Source organism: Sphaerisporangium sp. NPDC088356, assembly GCF_040685555.1.
GTDB lineage: Bacteria > Actinomycetota > Actinomycetes > Streptosporangiales > Streptosporangiaceae > Sphaerisporangium.
In genome coordinates this window covers 73,138-85,485 of sequence record NZ_JBFBIK010000017.1, presented here as the reverse complement: position 1 = coordinate 85,485, position 12,348 = coordinate 73,138, and the positions used below count along the sequence as shown (strand labels likewise).

Sequence of the window (12,348 nt, the reverse complement as noted above, 5' to 3'; positions counted from 1 at the left end):
GCCGCCTCCCTGAGGGAGGCGGCCGATCGGCTTTCCGTACGGTGATCAGGCCCAGAGCTGGCCTTCGAGACGGTCCTCGGCCTCGCCGAGCGTGCCCTCGTAGGCGCCGGTGGAAAGGTACTTCCAGCCGCCGTCGGCCACGATGAACGCGATGTCGGCCCGCTCCCCCGCCTTGACGGCCTTGGCCGCCAGGCCGAGGGCGGCGTGCAGCGCGCAGCCGGTGGAGATGCCGGCGAAGATGCCTTCGGTGCCGAGCAGCTCGCGCGTGCGCTTGAGGGCGTCGGCCGAGGTCACCGAGAACCGCGTGGTCAGCACGTCGGCGTCGTAGATCTCGGGGATGAAGCCCTCGTCCACGTTGCGCAGGCCGTACACGAGCTCGCCGTACCGGGGCTCGGCGGCCACGATCTGCACCCCCGGCACGTGCTCGCGCAGGTAGCGGCCGACGCCCATCAGCGTGCCCGTGGTGCCGAGCCCGGCGACGAAGTGGGTGATCGACGGCAGGTCCTCAAGGATCTCGGGACCGGTCGACTCGTAGTGGGAGCGCCAGTTGGCCGGGTTGCCGTACTGGTAGAGCATCACCCAGGAGGGGTTCTCCTCGGCCAGCTTCTTGGCGACCCGGACGGCCTCGTTGGAGCCGCCCGCCGCCGGCGAGGAGATGATCTCCGCGCCGTACATGCACAGAAGTTGGCGGCGCTCCTCGGAGGTGTTCTCCGGCATGACGCAGATCAGCTTGTAGCCCTTGAGCCTGGCCGACATGGCGAGCGAGATGCCGGTGTTGCCCGACGTCGGTTCGAGGATCGTGCAGCCGGGACTGAGAAGGCCGTCCTTCTCGCCCTGCTCGATCATCCACAGCGCCGGGCGGTCCTTGACCGACCCGGTCGGGTTGCGGTCCTCCAGCTTGGCCCAGATCCGCACGTCCGCGGACGGGGACAGGCGCGGCAGCCCGACCAGCGGGGTGCGCCCCACCGAGTCGATCAGAGAGTCGAAGCGCATGACTAGCGCCTGCCTCCGGCCACGGCCGGCAGCACGGTCACGGTGTCGCCGTCGGCGACAGGGGTGTCCAGGCCGCCGAGGAAACGGACGTCCTCGTCGTTGAGGTAGACGTTGACGAACCGGCGCAGGCCGGAGTCGTCGACGATGCGGGCTCGCAGGCCCGGGTGGCGGGACTCCAGGTCACCGATCAGGTCGGACAGCGTCGCGCCTGCGGCGTTGACCGACTTCGCGCCGTCGGTGTAGGTGCGGAGGATGGTCGGAATGCGAACCTCGATGGCCATCGCGGGTCAATCTCCTTGGTCAGTTGTCGTCACGGGGGCACCCAACGAGTGCGAACACGGCTGGGCGGACGGGGATTCCTGCGATCAGGAACAGTCGTAGACGACGGCAAAGGGAGTATGCGCGAAAAGATGGTTCTGCACGGGCGACGAATGCCCAGGGCGCAGCCCAGCGCACCCCAACTCCGGGTCAATCGTCAGCATGGTCCCAACTCTACAGCTTCGGATGGTCGGTGCAGATGGCCCCGTCGTCACACGGTCAGGCCGGGACGATCTCGACCTTCTCCTCGGTCACGACGCCGTCGAGCACGCGGTACGAACGGAACTGGACGTTCTCGGGATCGGCCGTGGACACCAGCACGTAGTGGGCGTTCGGCTCCGAGGCGTAGGTCACATCGGTGCGCGAGGGATACGCCTCGGTCGAGGTGTGGGAGTGGTAGACCACCACAGGCTCCTCGTCGCGGTCGTCCATCTCGCGCCACACCCGGAACTGCTCCATGGAGTCGAAGCGGTAGAACGTCGGAGACCGCTCGGCGTTCTCCATGGGGATGAAGCGCTCGGGACGGTCAGAGCCGGCCGGCCCCGCGATCACCCCGCAGGCCTCGTCAGGATGATCGGCCCAGGCGTGGGCAATGATCTTGTCGACCAGTTCCCGTGAGATCGTCAGCATGCCTGGAAGTTACCAAAGGGCTCGGACCAGCGTGTCCTGGAGGTAGGTGAGCCAGTCATAGGTGACGTAGGCCGGGTAGCGAGGGTCGTCCTCGGCCATCTCGGCGAGCTCCTCGTGAATCTCCTCGGTCACCTCGAGGCGCACGCCGAGCGCGAGCCGCACGTCGTTGAGCGCCCGCAGCCAGGACTGCGCCTGCTCGGCCGTGAGCTCCACCTTGCCCTGCTCGGCGGTCTCCAGCAGGGTCTCGGCGTCCGCGCGCTTGCCCTCGCGCAGGGTGGCCTCTGTGTAGCGCCTGAACTCCGCCGAGGCCTTGTCGTCGTCGGCGTACGCGGAGGGGAACAGCCGGGCGAGCACGGGATCGGACGGCTGCTCGGCCGACCCGATGCCGAGCGCCCGCTCAAGCGGATCGTCGCCGGTGGTGCCGGGCTCGACGAGGCCGAGGACCTGCGCGACGAGCGAGCGCAGGATCGAGGCCTCGCCCGCGTCGAGCAGGATGGTCACCGCGCCGCTCCCCGCCGAGCTGAAGCCGGTGCTCACGCGGAGTCCCGCTGGACGGTGGCCCAGAGCCCGTAGGAGTGAAGGATCTGCACGTCGCGTTCCATCTCCTCACGGGTGCCGCTGGACACGACGGCCTTGCCCTTGTGGTGCACATCGAGCATGAGCTTCTCGGCCTTCGCCTTGGGGTAGCCGAAGACCGTCTGCAGCACATAGGTGACGTATGACATGAGGTTGACCGGGTCGTTCCAGACGATCGTCAGCCACGGAAGATCGGGGCGAACGTCCGTCGACGGACGTTCGACCTCGGCTGGAGCGGTGCTACCCACATTCCCATCCTGCCCTACCCCGGTCGTAGTCTTCGACTTGTGAAGATGGCCATGAGCAGCGCGTTGCTTACCGATCACTATGAGCTGACGATGCTGCAGGCGGCATTGGGCAGCGGAGCCGCGGGCCGGCGCGCGGTTTTCGAGGTCTTCGCACGTCACCTGCCCTTCGGGCGGCGGTACGGCGTGGTCGCGGGCACCGGGCGGGTGCTGGAGGCCCTCGCGGAATTCCATTTTGGCGCGCCCGAAATTTCATATCTTCGTGAGAACCGGGTGGTGAACGAGCAGACCCTGGACTTCCTCGCGTCCTACCGCTTCTCCGGCGACGTGCACGGCTACCGCGAGGGCGAGGTCTACTTCCCCGGCTCTCCGATCATGGTCGTGGAGGGCACGTTCGCCGAGGCCGTGCTGCTGGAGACCGTGATCCTCTCCATACTCAACCATGACTCGGCGATCGCCACGGCGGCGTCCCGCATGGTCCACGCGGCGGGCTCGCGGCCGATCATCGAGATGGGCTCACGCCGCACGCATGAGCTGGCGGCGGTCGCGGCGGCGCGGGCGGCGTACCTCGCGGGGTTCTCCTCCACCTCCAACCTGATGGCCGGGAGCGTGTACGGCGTGCCGACGGCCGGCACCAGCGCGCACGCCTTCACCTTGCTGCACAGCTCCGAGTACGAGGCCTTCCAGGCCCAGATCGACTCCCTCGGCGCCGACACCACCCTGCTCGTCGACACCTACGACGTCGCCAAGGCCGTACGGACGGCGGTGGAGCTCGCCGGGCCGGAGCTCGGGGCGGTCCGCATCGACTCCGGCGACCTGGCCGTGGCCGCCCACGAGGTGCGCCAGATGCTCGACGCGCTCGGCGCCACCAAGACGCGCATCGTGGTCACCAGCGACCTCGACGAGTACGCCATCGCGGCCCTCGCCGCGGCTCCGGTCGACGGATACGGCGTGGGCACCTCGGTGGTCACCGGCTCGGGCGCGCCCACGGCCGCCATGGTCTACAAGCTCGTCGCCCGCGAGGACGCCGAGGGCGTGCTGCGGCCGGTGGCCAAGAAATCGGTGGGCAAGCCCAGCAGCGGCGGCAGGAAGACCGCCTACCGCGCCCTTGAGGACGGCGTCGCGACCGCCGAGCTGGTCACCACCGAGCCGGACGGCCCGCCCCCGCCGGGCACCCGGCCGCTGCTGCGGGCGCTCGTGCGAGGCGGCGAGATGGTCGGCCGCGAGCCCCTCACGGCCGCCAGGGAGCGGCATCGCGCCTCGGTCGCCGAACTCCCCCTCCTCGCCCACCAGCTCTCCCAGGGCGACCCCGTGATCCCCACCGTCTACTCCTGACCCCCGCACAGCAAGGAGACCGGCTTGAAGACCGCGCTTCTCATCGTCGACGTTCAGAACGACTTCTGCGAGGGCGGCAGCCTCGCGGTGGGCGGCGGCGCCGAGGTGGCCGCCGCCATCGGGCCGCACGCCGCCGCAGGGGGCTACGACCACGTGGTGGCGACCCGCGACTACCACGTCGACCCCGGCGACCACTTCGCCGACCGGCCCGACTACGTGCACACCTGGCCCGCCCACTGCGTCGTGGGCACGTCCGGCGCGGGCTTCCACCCCGCACTGAACACCTCCGCCGTCGAGGAGGTGTTCAGCAAGGGCCGGCACAGCGCCGCCTACAGCGGCTTCGAGGGCGCCACCGAAGCCGGCACCGGCCTCGCCGAGTGGCTGACCCGGCGGGAGGTGCGGCGGGTGGACGTCGTCGGCATCGCCACCGACCACTGTGTACGGGCCACCGCGCTCGACGCGGCGGCGAACGGCTTCGCGGTGCGGGTGCTGCTGGACCTGACCGCGGGCGTCGCCGCGCACACCACCGAGGCGGCGCTGGCCGAGCTGAAGGGCGCAGGGGTGGAGCTCGTCGGCGCTCCCATCGTCAAGGCGCCCTGACCCGGCCCGTGACGCCGGCCCGTCCTTGGAACCTGACGCGGGCCGCGGCCCGACCCGCCCGCCCGGGGCCGGGCCGCATGTGGGTGACCTGCCAGGCGGGGCGCGGGCCGGCTCAGCGCCGACGGGGCACGGCGGGAGTGGCCGGCAGGTGCGGGATCTCCGCCGGGGCGATCTTGAACTCCGGCGGGTAGGCCGGCGGATCGGTGACCGACGACGGTTCGGTGGAGCGCCAGCTGTAGACGCAGGTGTTGCAGACGTGCATCGACCACCTGCCGGGCACCGGAGAGGTGGTCAGTATCCGGACGTTCTCCGCGTCGCAGCGCGGGCAGACGGTGGTGTTCACGGTCATCGCAGCAGCCTCCTGATGATGTCCTCCCATTCGGCCGTGCCCTCGGGGTTGCCGACGAGCTGGGTGTAGTGGCCGCGGGTCTCCGGCGGGGCGGGCGTGGTCGCGTCGAGCACGACCTTGTGCGTGATGCCGGCCGGTTCGGAGCTCGGGTCGAGCGCGAGCACCGAGACGTTGGGGACGATCACGGTGTCGTAGAAGGGGTGGTAGTACACCGACAGCGCCCACATGACCTGCGGCAGGTTGAACGGGTCGACCGTGTCGTCCACCATGATGATCACCTTGCAGTACGCCAGCCCGTGCGGCACGGTCATCGCCCGCAGGCCGACCGCCTTGGCGAACCCGCCGAAGCGCTGCCGCACGGAGATGATCCCCAACAGTCCCTGGGTGTACATGGCGTTGACCGCGGCCACCTCGGGGAACTCCGCCTTCAGCTGCCGGTACAGCACCACGCTGGTGTTCAGCGCGACCGTGTAGTCCATCTCGGTCCACGGCTTGCCGATGTAGAGGTGCTCGTAGATCGGGTCGGTCCGGTGCGCCACCCGGTGGACCTTGACGACCGGCTGGCGGCGGGCGCCGGAGTAGTGCCCGGTGAACTCGCCGAACGGGCCCTCGATCTCCCGCTCGCCGGCGATGATCTCACCCTCGATGACCACCTCGCAGCCCCAGGGGACGTCGAGCCCGGTGGCCGGCGCCTTGGTGATCGGGTACGGGGCGCCCTGGATGGCCGCCGCCATCTCGTACTCCGACTGGTCGTAGGCGAGCGGCATGCCCGCGACGGTCGTGATCACCGGCTCGTTGCCGATGGCGATCACGATGGGCAGGTTCTCGCCCCGCTCCTCGGCGTGCCGCAGGTGCAGGCCGAGGTCGTGCGCGGCCAGGGGCTGGATGCCGAGCCGGTCCTTGTCCTTGACCTGGATGCGGTAGATCCCGACGTTCTGCTTGCCGAAATCCTCCGGGTCGTCGGGATCCCGGCTGATCACGCACGCCTTGTCGATGTAGCAGCCGACGTCGTAGGTGTTGAGCCGGAACAGCGGCAACAGCCGGAACAGATCGATGTCGCCGCCGACCGTCACCTCCTGCCACGGCGCCTCGTCGCGCCGCTCGACCGGGCCGGGGAACGCCTCCCAGCGGCGGGCGAACTCGAAGAACTGGTCCTTGATCGCGGTGTCCTTGTCCAGGCCGAGCATCAGGGCGTGGTTCGGCCAGGAGCCGACCAGGTTGAGCACCACCCGCGACCTGCCGGGCTCGTAGCCGTTGATGTTCTCGAACACCAGCGCCGGGCCACGGTCGGTGAGGTTGGCGACGGCGCGGGCCGCGGCGCTCATGCCGGGTTCGGGATCGACGGCGTCCGAGTACGTCAACAGCTGACCGCTACGGTCCAAGGTGGCGAGGAACTCCCGCAAATCCGCGTAAGCCATGTCAGATCTCTCCGGAGGTGGAGCTGGAGGAGGTCGAGCAGATCAGCCGCCGGAGCCCCGAGACCCCGGGGCCCGTCGCCTTCGGGGCGCCACCGGAGCGGCGACCGCGGGTCACGTGCTCACGCCCGAGCGCCGAGGCCGTCCTCCGCCTGGACAACGACGGCGTGCCGCTCGCGGGCATGCCCGTGCTTGCGAGGCCCCTCCCACCGCCGCAGCGTCGGCAGGGCCAGCCCGAACTGGTCAAGCGTGCGCCCGACGATGTGCTCGACGACGTCGGTGACGCTCGAAGGGTGGTTGTAGAAGGCGGGCACCGGCGGCAGGACCGTCGCCCCCATCCGGGACAGGTCCAGCAGGTTCTCCAGGTGGATCGTCGAGAGCGGGGTCTCGCGCGCCAACAGGACCAGCGGGCGGCGCTCCTTCAGCGTCACGTCCGCCGCCCGGCCGACCAGGTTGTCCGCGTAGCCGATGCGGATGCCGGCGACCGTCTTCATGCTGCACGGCGCGACGACCATGCCTTCCGTGCGGAACGAGCCGCTGGAGATCGGTGCGCTCATATCCTCGGGCGCATGGCTGACGCTCGCCAGGCCGATCACCTCGCGCACGCTGTACGCGGTCTCCTCGGCGATGGTGGACCGGGCCCAGCGGCTCACCACCAGATGGGTCTCCACCGAAAGCTCACGCAGGACCGCGAGCAGGCGGATCCCGATGATCGCGCCGGTGGCGCCCGTCATGGCGACGACGAGACGCACGGCAACCTCCCAGAACAGATGATCACGGTCGAACGCGGGCCCTGACCGCCTCGGCCACGCCGGCCCGCGTCCAAGGGCGGGCCTACGATGTCGCGGTGTGCTCGCGCCGCGCGGGCGTGCTGGTGCCGTCCCACCGGTAACGGTCGGTGTGCCCGAGCCCGAGCAGTTGCAGCACGCGCTCGACCAGCTCCTCCTGCAGCTCGGCCAGCGTCTCAGGGACGTTGTAGTAGGTGGGGATCATCGGGTACACGATCGCGCCCGCCTCGGTGACCGCGACCATGTTGCGCAGATGGGCCAGGTTCAACGGCGTCTCGCGCAGGCAGAGCACCAACCTGCGGCGTTCCTTCAGGGCGACGTCCGCGGCGCGTTCGATGAGGTCGATCGCGAGCCCGTTCGCGATGCGTCCCAGCACCCCGGCCGCGCACGGCAGGATCACCATCGCGTCGTAGAGGTAACTGCCGCTGGTCACCGGACCGGACAGGTCGGCGGGGTCCAGCAGCCGCACCTTCTCCGACGTGGCGCCCAGCGCCACCGCCACCGACTCCATGTCCTCGCCGGTGCCGAACTCCAGTGCGGCCAGCTTGCGCCCGTTGGCCGACACCAGCAGGTCCACGTGCGAGACCCGGTCGTCGGCCTGCAGCGCCGCGAGGAACCGCTTGGCCGCGCCGGTGCCGCCCGCGCCGGTGACCGCCACCGTCAACCGCCGTTGCTCGTCCACGTGGCGCTCCCCCGAGACCCCTCTGAACTGCGCTGATACAGATCAGTGTGCCATAGGCGTCCCGGGTCGCCCAGTGCCACGCCGAAGGCCCGCGCGGCGCACGAATGACCGCGGGACCCGCGACCACGCGCATGACCACCAGGCCGCCACGGCACCCACGACCCCTGAGCCGGCAGGGCACGCTAGACGGCCGAGCTCCGACGGCCGGCGGCCGTCGCTGCCGCGCTCAGCGGGACCGCTGGGTGGCCCACTTGCGGATGGTCTCGATGCGCTGGCGGATCTGGTCGGCGGACGCCTGGGCGATGGCCGGACCGCCGCAGGCTCTGCGCAGCTCGGCGTGGATGACGCCGTGGGGCTGGCCGGTGCGGTGGTTCCAGGCGCCCACGAGGCCGTTCAGCTCCTTGCGCAGCGCGGCCATCTCCTCGTGCGGGGCGAGGACCGGCGGCGGCGCGGGGTCGGCCGCCTTACGCCGCTTGGCGGCCTGCTGCTCGGCCTGGTGCTTGCGGAGCAGCACCGCCACCTGGTCGGGCTCCAGGAGCCCCGGCAGGCCGAGGAAATCCTCCTCTTCGGGGGAGCCGGTCTCGGCGGACGTGCCGAACTCGCCGCCGTCGAACAGGACGCGGTCGAAGGTGGCCGAGGCCTCCACGGTCTCGAACGGCAGCTCGTCACCGAGGACGTCGGGATTGTCCTTCTTCTGCCGGGCCTCGTCGACGAGGAAGTCGTCGAGGCCCTCCTCGGGGACCTTGCGGTCGAGCACGTGGTCGCGCTCGGCCTCCATCTCGCCCGCGAGGCCCATGAGGGTCGGCACCGAGGGCAGGAACACCGAGGCGGTCTCGCCCCGCCTGCGGGCGCGGACGAAGCGCCCCACCGCCTGGGCGAAGAACAGCGGGGTCGAGACGCTGGTGGCGTACACCCCGACGGCGAGTCGCGGGATGTCGACGCCTTCTGAGACCATGCGCACCGCGACCAGCCAGCGCTCCTCTGAGGCACTGAACTGCTTGATCTTGTCGGAGGCCCCGGGGTCGTCGGAGAGCACGATGGTGGCGCCCTGGCCGGTGATCGCCCGCAGGTGCTTGGCGTACGCGCGGGCCGTCTCGTGGTCGGTGGCGATCACCATCGCGCCCGCGTCGGGAACGCCCCGCCGCACCTCGGTGAGCCGCTTGTCGGCGGCGAGCAGGACCTGGCGGATCCAGTCGCCCTTCGGGTCGAGGGCGGCACGCCACGCCTGGCCGAGCTGGTCTTTGGTGAGGGGGGTGCCGAGCGTCGCGGTGATCTCGTCGCCCGCGCGGGTGCGCCAGCGCATCTCCCCGGCGTACGCCAGGAAGATGACGGGGCGGACCACGCCGTCGGCGAGGGCCGGGCCGTACCCGTAGGAGTAGTCGGAGAGACTGCGCCGGACGCCCTCGCCATCCTCGGCGTAGGTGACGAACGGGATCGGGTTGGTGTCGGAGCGGAACGGGGTGCCGGTGAGGGCGAGCCGCCTGGCGGCCGGCTCGAAGGCCTCGCGCACGCCGTCGCCCCAGGACTTGGCGTCGCCCGCGTGGTGGATCTCGTCGAAGATGACCAGCGTCTTGCGGGCCTCGGTGCGCGCGCGGTGCAGCGCGGGATGCATCGACACCTGGGCGTAGGTCACCGCGACGCCGGCGTAGTCGCGGGAGGTGGCGCCCTGGCTGTTCTTGAACTCGGGGTCGATCGCGATGCCGACCTTGCCCGCCGCGTCGGCCCACTGCCGCTTGAGGTGCTCGGTGGGCGTGACGACCGTCACGGCGCGCACGATGCCCCGGCTCAGCAGCTCGCTGGCGATGCGCAGCGCGTACGTCGTCTTGCCCGCGCCGGGGGTGGCCACGGTGAGGAAGTCACGCGGCTCGCGCCGGAAGTAGAGGTCGAGGGCCTCTTGCTGCCACGCGCGGAGCTTGGGCGCGGTGCCCCACGCGGCGCGGTCGGGATAGGAGGGTGACAGATGGGACGCGGCAAACGAGCTCACGCCGACCTCCTCGCCAGATGGCCTCTCCGGACCGCCGGGGCGTCGCCCCCATTGATGATCTTGTCGCTGCGCTCGTTTCGCTCCCTCACAGTGAAGCCACCATAGTGGGGCCCACCGACAAGACGTGCCGACCCTCGGGGATTCCCGCCACGTCGCCCTGCCTGTGTCAGGAGGGCTCGCGCCCTCACCGGCCGTGACCTCGCGAGCCGGCGACCCGCTATCTCAGGCCCCTGACGACGGCGTCGATCTCGGCCCGCCTTGCCGGATCGTCGGGCTGGGCGAGGCCGAGCACCACCACGCTCCGGTCGTCCTTGGTGAGAAGTGTCACGCGAAGGTAAGAAGGCTGGTTCACCACGTCGGTGTAGCTCGCGCGCAGAGCGCGTGAATGACCGGAGAACTCCCCGACGGTGATGGGCCGGTCGTCGACCACGTCGACCGTGTCCCCGTGCAGCAGCAACCGCCCGTACAGGTCGGCCAGATCGAGCGTGGCCGCCCTCGGCCCCGAGACCGCGACGGACTCCCCCGGGCGGGTCATGACGAGCGCGGAGCCGTCCGTGGTGGCGACGGAGGTGAACCCCGTGACCGGCGGGACCGTTCCGCGCCGCCATCCCTGGGGCAGCGGATAGCTGACACCGGCCGCCGGGTCCGTGATGTCGACCGGGGTGCCGGGCGCGTTGAGGCGTCCCACGACGAAGGCGACGGTAGCCGCGACCAGCGCGACGCCCACCGCCAGGGCCACCGCGAAGGCCAGCGCCCTCCTGAGCCAGGACGGCACCCTGACGCGCGACGGCGGGGCGGGCGCGCCGTACAACCGGGCCGACGGCGGAAGGCCCTCGGCCTCGGGCGGAGGCCACACGCGATCGCCATACGGCCGTCGCTCGATGCGGTGCTCGTCCACGGCGCCTCCTCCCGTGCACTGAGTATCGGCACCGAAGGCACCCGTTCGTCAACGAGCACCTCGATTATCGAGCAGGAAAACTATGAAACCGGCCGGCGCGGAAGCGGCCCCGGGTCAGACGGCGGGGGCGCGGTAGGCGGTCCACATCTCGCGCATGCGGGCGGCCTGGCCGGTGGTGAACTCCGACATGCAGCGGTCGTGGGCGTAGTCCATGAAGTTGTGGATCGGGTCCTCGCCGGTGTCCGGGCAGGTGTCCTTGCGCGCGGGACAGCCCTGAGTGGGGGTGGCCTCGGGCGGGGTGTCGTCGACGGAGTCGCCCGGCGGCGCGCAGCCGTTCTCGAAGGTGTGCAGCAGCCCGAGCCAGTGGCCTATCTCGTGCACCCCGGTGTACCCCTTGGAGAAGTCGCGCAGGGCGCCGCCCGGCAGGCTGCGCCAGTCGATCACGACGCCGTCGAGGCTCGGACGGTTCTGGTACCAGTGCGGGTAGGTGGCGTAACCCAGCACCAGCTCGCTGAGCTGGGCCACGTAGAGGTTGAGCGTCTCGGGCCCGCCCTTGCGCAGCCGCTGCTTCATCGCCGCCTCGTTGCCGAGCGGCTCGCGGAACCATGTGGGGTTGTCGGTGTGCGTGACGCCGCGAAGGACGAAGCGGATGCCGGTGTCGACCCCTCCCAGCCGTCCTCCGTACGCGGCGTTGAGCGTCTCGACCTGCGGGCCCAGAGAGGCGTCCGTGGCCCCCATGCGCCCGTCGGTGATCACGTGGATCCACAGGGGCACCGTGACCGTGATGGTGCGCGACCCGGCGCCGTGCGAGGCGCGCAGCCGCCGGCGCATGCCGGAGAGCATGCGGGCGGCCTCGCGGCCGTCGAGCGTGTACGGCTCGGCTCCCCGCATGTCGGGCTTCAGCAGGCCAGGAGACGACGCGCGCCGTCCGGCTCCGTGCGTGCCGGGCCTGGACGGCTTGGACGGCTTGGTTCCCCGCGTGTCAGCCCCCGGTGACCGGGCATGCCCGCACAGGCGCGTGGCGGCGGCGCGCGCCGGGCCGGGCACGCCTGCGAGCGTGAACAGGCACACCAAAGACACGGCCACCGTGCGCCGCACCATGCACTCCCCCGTCGTTCCAGGTCGGAGTGCTGACGCTAGCTTCAGTGGCGCCGATCAGCCGGGAGCAACACTCATTTGCCCTCGCCCGGTTGGCCGCCCAGCGGGAGCCCTTCGTAGATCTCTTTGCACTCGGGGCACACCGGATACTTCTTGGGGTCGCGGCTGGGCACCCACACCTTGCCGCAGAGAGCCCGGATCGGCGTGCCGGTCACCATGCTCTCGGTGATCTTGTTCTTGTCGGCGTAGTGCGAGAACCGCTCGTGGTCCCCCTCGTCGCCATGCGAGAGGTTCGGCCGCACTTCGCTCTCGGGAAGGATCTTCGTGCTCACGACATCCGAGTCTACGTGCGCGCGGGCGCGCTCAGGCGGACGAATCCCTCACTCACGACGGTACGGCCCGCGCGGGAGGCGCGAGCCGTACCGGATGGCACCGGA

General features: G+C 70.7%; 15 protein-coding genes. 2 read left to right on the top strand and 13 right to left on the bottom strand.

The genetic code is table 11. The annotated features are described in order from the left end of the window. Positions 1-45 precede the first annotated feature (45 nt). The 5 genes from AB0O34_RS09635 to clpS all read right to left on the bottom strand — a co-directional run bounded on the left by AB0O34_RS09635 (position 46) and on the right by clpS (position 2,765). The gene (locus AB0O34_RS09635; protein ID WP_363914513.1) at positions 46-993 is read right to left on the bottom strand and encodes a cysteine synthase; all 948 of its coding nucleotides are present in this window, start codon (positions 991-993) and stop codon (positions 46-48) included. Positions 994-995: 2 nt separating this feature from the next. Continuing rightward, complete coding sequence (locus AB0O34_RS09630; RefSeq protein WP_363914511.1) at positions 996-1,274, bottom strand: MoaD/ThiS family protein; 279 nt, start codon at positions 1,272-1,274, stop codon at positions 996-998. 256 nt (positions 1,275-1,530) lie between these two features. Further along, complete coding sequence (locus tag AB0O34_RS09625) at positions 1,531-1,941, bottom strand: M67 family metallopeptidase (RefSeq protein WP_363914509.1); 411 nt, start codon at positions 1,939-1,941, stop codon at positions 1,531-1,533. A 9-nt stretch (positions 1,942-1,950) separates the two neighbouring features. Continuing rightward, positions 1,951-2,478, bottom strand: a complete 528-nt coding sequence (locus tag AB0O34_RS09620) for a DUF2017 domain-containing protein (RefSeq protein ID WP_363914507.1) — start codon at positions 2,476-2,478, stop codon at positions 1,951-1,953. After that, complete coding sequence (clpS, locus tag AB0O34_RS09615; protein ID WP_363914505.1) at positions 2,475-2,765, bottom strand: ATP-dependent Clp protease adapter ClpS; 291 nt, start codon at positions 2,763-2,765, stop codon at positions 2,475-2,477. Before clpS ends, AB0O34_RS09620 begins: the two co-directional genes overlap by 4 nt. 45 nt (positions 2,766-2,810) lie before the next feature. On the opposite strand from clpS, the gene AB0O34_RS09610 reads away from it, so the two are divergent. Together AB0O34_RS09610 and AB0O34_RS09605 are read left to right on the top strand one after the other, a co-directional pair. Further along, on the top strand, positions 2,811-4,097 hold the full coding sequence (locus tag AB0O34_RS09610) for a nicotinate phosphoribosyltransferase (RefSeq protein WP_363914503.1): 1,287 nt from the start codon (positions 2,811-2,813) through the stop codon (positions 4,095-4,097). 24 nt (positions 4,098-4,121) lie between these two features. Continuing rightward, positions 4,122-4,697 carry an isochorismatase family protein gene (locus AB0O34_RS09605; protein ID WP_363914501.1) on the top strand — a complete coding sequence of 192 codons (576 nt, stop codon included), beginning with the start codon at positions 4,122-4,124 and terminating at the stop codon, positions 4,695-4,697. Positions 4,698-4,809: 112 nt separating this feature from the next. Here the strand turns inward: AB0O34_RS09605 and AB0O34_RS09600 are convergent, their stop codons facing one another. The 8 genes from AB0O34_RS09600 to AB0O34_RS09565 all read right to left on the bottom strand — a co-directional run bounded on the left by AB0O34_RS09600 (position 4,810) and on the right by AB0O34_RS09565 (position 12,243). Next, complete coding sequence (locus AB0O34_RS09600; protein WP_363914499.1) at positions 4,810-5,046, bottom strand: non-oxidative hydroxyarylic acid decarboxylases subunit D; 237 nt, start codon at positions 5,044-5,046, stop codon at positions 4,810-4,812. Beyond that, positions 5,043-6,464, bottom strand: a complete 1,422-nt coding sequence (locus AB0O34_RS09595; protein ID WP_363914497.1) for a non-oxidative hydroxyarylic acid decarboxylases subunit C — start codon at positions 6,462-6,464, stop codon at positions 5,043-5,045. The genes AB0O34_RS09600 and AB0O34_RS09595 overlap by 4 nt, the downstream gene beginning before the upstream one ends. A 119-nt stretch (positions 6,465-6,583) precedes the next feature. Further along, complete coding sequence (locus tag AB0O34_RS09590; protein WP_363914495.1) at positions 6,584-7,213, bottom strand: UbiX family flavin prenyltransferase; 630 nt, start codon at positions 7,211-7,213, stop codon at positions 6,584-6,586. An 82-nt stretch (positions 7,214-7,295) separates the two neighbouring features. Continuing rightward, positions 7,296-7,931: a UbiX family flavin prenyltransferase gene (locus tag AB0O34_RS09585; protein WP_363914493.1), complete on the bottom strand. Its 636-nt coding sequence runs from the start codon at positions 7,929-7,931 to the stop codon at positions 7,296-7,298. Between the two features lie 226 nt (positions 7,932-8,157). Beyond that, entirely contained in the window at positions 8,158-9,915 is a 1,758-nt protein-coding gene (locus tag AB0O34_RS09580; protein WP_363914491.1) for a DEAD/DEAH box helicase, read from the bottom strand. Between the two features lie 217 nt (positions 9,916-10,132). After that, positions 10,133-10,813 carry a hypothetical protein gene (locus AB0O34_RS09575; RefSeq protein ID WP_363914489.1) on the bottom strand — a complete coding sequence of 227 codons (681 nt, stop codon included), beginning with the start codon at positions 10,811-10,813 and terminating at the stop codon, positions 10,133-10,135. Positions 10,814-10,927: 114 nt separating this feature from the next. Continuing rightward, positions 10,928-11,914 carry a zinc metalloprotease gene (locus tag AB0O34_RS09570; protein WP_363914487.1) on the bottom strand — a complete coding sequence of 329 codons (987 nt, stop codon included), beginning with the start codon at positions 11,912-11,914 and terminating at the stop codon, positions 10,928-10,930. Positions 11,915-11,985: 71 nt separating this feature from the next. Continuing rightward, on the bottom strand, positions 11,986-12,243 hold the full coding sequence (locus AB0O34_RS09565) for a DUF3039 domain-containing protein (RefSeq protein ID WP_363914485.1): 258 nt from the start codon (positions 12,241-12,243) through the stop codon (positions 11,986-11,988). Positions 12,244-12,348: the final 105 nt, after the last annotated feature.